This window comes from Microbacterium sp. B24, from assembly GCF_000333415.1.
Lineage (GTDB): Bacteria > Actinomycetota > Actinomycetes > Actinomycetales > Microbacteriaceae > Microbacterium.
Genome location: NZ_BADB01000254.1, coordinates 1 through 3,375 on the forward strand (window position 1 = coordinate 1; position 3,375 = coordinate 3,375).

5 protein-coding genes are annotated in these 3,375 nt (G+C 72.1%); 2 read left to right on the forward strand and 3 right to left on the reverse strand.

Annotated elements, in window-relative coordinates:
- Both I5I_RS06745 and I5I_RS06750 read left to right on the forward strand, forming a co-directional pair.
- A partial coding sequence (locus I5I_RS06745) for a glucosamine-6-phosphate deaminase (RefSeq protein ID WP_036317947.1) occupies positions 1 to 503 on the forward strand: 503 nt, incomplete at its 5' end.
- Between the two features lie 82 nt (positions 504 to 585).
- Positions 586 to 1,221: a hypothetical protein gene (locus I5I_RS06750; protein WP_036317950.1), complete on the forward strand. Its 636-nt coding sequence runs from the start codon at positions 586 to 588 to the stop codon at positions 1,219 to 1,221.
- A 10-nt stretch (positions 1,222 to 1,231) separates the two neighbouring features.
- Here the strand turns inward: I5I_RS06750 and I5I_RS06755 are convergent, their stop codons facing one another.
- From I5I_RS06755 to I5I_RS17105, 3 genes are all read right to left on the reverse strand, one after another.
- Positions 1,232 to 2,593 (reverse strand): FAD-binding oxidoreductase, encoded by a 1,362-nt coding sequence (locus I5I_RS06755; protein ID WP_036317953.1) that lies wholly within the window; start codon positions 2,591 to 2,593, stop codon positions 1,232 to 1,234.
- Positions 2,594 to 2,606: 13 nt separating this feature from the next.
- Positions 2,607 to 3,029: a YrdB family protein gene (locus tag I5I_RS06760; protein ID WP_036317955.1), complete on the reverse strand. Its 423-nt coding sequence runs from the start codon at positions 3,027 to 3,029 to the stop codon at positions 2,607 to 2,609.
- 41 nt (positions 3,030 to 3,070) lie between these two features.
- On the reverse strand, positions 3,071 to 3,375 hold a 305-nt coding region (locus tag I5I_RS17105; protein WP_036317957.1), incomplete at its 5' end, for a hypothetical protein.

Consider the following 3,375-nt stretch of genomic DNA (forward strand, 5'->3'; position numbering starts at 1 on the left):
TCGATCCCCAGCGCATCCACACGCCGAACGGCGATCTGGCGACCATCGCGCACGCCGGCGACGACTACGAGCGGGCCATCGCCGACGCGGGCGGCATCGACCTGCAGATCCTCGGGATCGGCACCTCCGGTCACATCGGCTTCAACGAGCCCGGATCCTCCTTCGCGTCGCGGACGCGCGTGAAGACGCTCATCGAGCAGACCCGACGCGACAACGCCCGCTTCTTCGACTCGATCGACGACGTGCCGATGCACTGCATCACGCAGGGGCTCGGAACGATCCTGTCGGCCCGTCACCTGTTCCTCCTCGCCTTCGGCGAAGGCAAGGCCGCGGCCGTCGCGGGCGCCGTCGAAGGCCCCGTGACGTCGTCGCTGCCGGGGTCGGCGATCCAGCTGCACCCCCACGTGACCGTGGTGGTCGACGAGGCCGCGGCGTCGCGCCTGGAGCATGCCGACTACTATCGCTACGCCTACGCCAACAAGCCGGCCTGGCAGGGCCTCTGACGCGTTCGTCCGTCCCCTCCTGTCGCTTCGCCGCGCCGACAGCGACCTGACGGGACGGACGAGCCGGGGTAGGGTCGGGGCCATGACGGATGCCGAGGTCCGAAAGCCCGTTCCCGCATGGATCTGGGGCGGTGCGCTGCTGGCCGCCAGTGCGGTGGTGCCGACGGGGGTGCGGGCCGTGGCGCCGGGCGGTCTCGGGTCGGGTGTCGCGATCGTGGCCATCGTGCTGTTCGCGGCATCCCTTGTCGTCTTCGCCTTCGGGCTGCGCGGGCGGGGGTCGATCGTCGCACGCCGCCCGTCGGGCGTGGCCGCGCTGCTGGTGCTCGCGATCCTCCCCCCGCTCGTGGGCCTCGCGATCGCCGCCCTCTCGAACGAGCAGGACATCCCGCGCCTGCAGATCCTCTCGGCCGTGCACCTCGCCGTCACCGCCGCCGCGGCTCTCGTCGCCGTCGTCGCGATCGGCCGCGCCGCCGTGATCCCCCGACCGTGGCACTGGGCTCCCGCGTGGGGATTCGCGGCCATGGCGGTCACGTTCGCGCTGCCCCAGATCGCGGCGGTCTCCGCGTCGGGCACGGGTCTCGACGATCTGACGGGACTCTTCGTGCTCGGATCGCTCGTGGCCCTGGCGATGCCGCTGGCACTCGGCATCCTCGCGATGGTGCTGGGTGCGCGGGGCCTGACGGTCGCGAGCGCGCAGATCTATCCTCCGGCCGCCTGATCGCGCGGGCTCAGTCGGTGAAGACCTTGCCCGGATTCAGGATGCCGAGGGGGTCGAACACCCGGGTGATCTGGCGCTGCAGCCGCCACTGGTCCTCGCCGAGCTCGTCGACGAGCCAGCGACGTTTGAGGACGCCGACCCCGTGCTCGCCGGTGAGGGTGCCACCGAGCCGCAGGGCCGAGCGGAACAGCTCGTCGGCCGCGCGCCAGACGATCTCGGGCACCTCGTCGCCCTCGAAGACGAAGTTGGGGTGCAGGTTGCCGTCGCCCGCATGGCAGACGGTCGGGATCACGAGGCCGTAGGCGCGCTCGATGCGCGCGATCTCGTCGAACATCGCGGGCAGGGCGCTGCGGGGAACCGACACGTCCTCGATCAGCGTGGTTCCCATCGTCTCCATGGCGGGGTGCATCGAGCGGCGTATCGTCCACAGCAGCTCGGCCTCGGCGTCGTCCCGTGCGGCACGCACGGTGCCTCCGGCCGCCTCGAGGACGGCGCCGATCGCCTCGGCGTCTCCGGAGGCCGACGGCCCGTCGGTCTGCACGGTGAGCTGCGCCGCGCCGACCGGAGGAGCGGGCAGCTCGAGCAGGCGGTGCACGGCCGCGAGGCACGCGGCATCCATCAGCTCCATGATCGCGGGCTGCGCGCCCGAGGCGGTCACGGCGGCCGCGGCGGCGGCGCCGGCGCGGACATCGGGGAAGAGGGCCGTGAGGGTGCATGCCTGCCCCGGGACGAGGCGCCGCAGCTTCAGCGTCGCACCGACCACGACGCCCAGCGTGCCCTCCGAGCCGATGACCAGCGCCGTCAGATCGAGACCGGTCACGCCTTTGACGCTGCGGTGTCCGAGGTGCAGCAGTCGGCCGTCGGAGAGCACGAGGTCGACCCCGAGGACGGCGTCGCGGACGACACCGTACTTCGCGCACAGCAGGCCACCGGCGCCGGTGGCGATGTTGCCGCCGACCGTCGAGATGGCGCGACTGGCGGGGTCGGGCGCCCACCACAGACCGTGGGCGGCGAGGGCGTCGTTGAGGTCGGCGTTGAGGATGCCGGGCTCGACCACCGCCAGCAGGTCGTCGGCCCGCACCTCCAGGATCCGGTCCATTCCGCGCATCGACAGCACGATCTCGCCGGCACCGGCGTTCGCGCCGCCCGCGAGGCCCGTGCCCGCCCCGCGCACGACGACGGGCGTGCGCGTCGCCGTCGCGATGCGCATCGTCGCCTGGACGTCGGCGACGGATGCCGCGTGCACGATCGCCACTGGACGTCCCGCGGCCGCGTGGCCGGATTTGTCCGCGCGGGCGGCGTCGAGGGCGCCGGGATCCGTGTCGATGCGGTCGGCGAGCTCGGCGTTGAGCAGGTCGAGGACGGCGCTCATGATCGGGCGCGCCTCACGCGGCGAGTCGGCGTCGACCCGAGACCAGTCCGACGGTCACGGCGACCACCGCATACGCCAGGCCGATCCACGCGTTGCCGCTCGTCCACCAGACGATCGTCGCGGAGGCGTAGACGAGCAGTTCGACGAGCGCCCGCACGAACGGGTGCACGACGAACACGGCGCGCGGTGAGACGAACAGAGCCCAGAGCAGGATCGCGATCACCGGGGCACCGATGCCGGCCACGATGTTCCACGGGAACGGCCAGGCGGTGAAGCCCCAGACCGCCAGGGTGACGAAGGCGAACAGTTCGCAGAGGAAGGCGAGGACATCCACCGCATCCAGCGCAGGGCGCACGCCGGCCGGACGTGCGGCGGCACCGTCGGCCGATCGCGGGGCCTCGGGCGCGGCGGGACGGACGTGCGGCAGCTCGGACATTCCGCCAGTTTACGCGGCGGGGCTGTGGCTCACGTTGGCCGTCAGCCGACGAGGCGCCAGATGTCGGTAACGGTGGCCGGGCCCACGGCGGCGCCTGCCATGTACGCAATCGAGATCTTCGTGAACAAGAAGTCGAGGACGGTGCCCTCGATCGTGACCTCTGCGGTGCCTTCGGCGGACAGGGTGACCCGCGCTCGCTCAACGTCGCCGAACTTCACCGTCACCGTGCTGCCGGGTGCGCCGTTGATCGTCGTCGTTAGCGCGCCGAACAGGTCGTCGTCTGTCGAGATACTCGCCGGACCGAAGGCGGGTGACCCCTCGGGAAGGACCGGTGGGGTCCGGAGTC

Coding starts and splice junctions, on each gene's coding strand:
- I5I_RS06750 (WP_036317950.1), top strand. CDS start 586: ATGACGGATGCCGAGGTCCGAAAGCCCGTTCCCGCATGGATCTGGGGC.
- I5I_RS06755 (WP_036317953.1), bottom strand. CDS start 2,593: ATGAGCGCCGTCCTCGACCTGCTCAACGCCGAGCTCGCCGACCGCATC.
- I5I_RS06760 (WP_036317955.1), bottom strand. CDS start 3,029: ATGTCCGAGCTGCCGCACGTCCGTCCCGCCGCGCCCGAGGCCCCGCGA.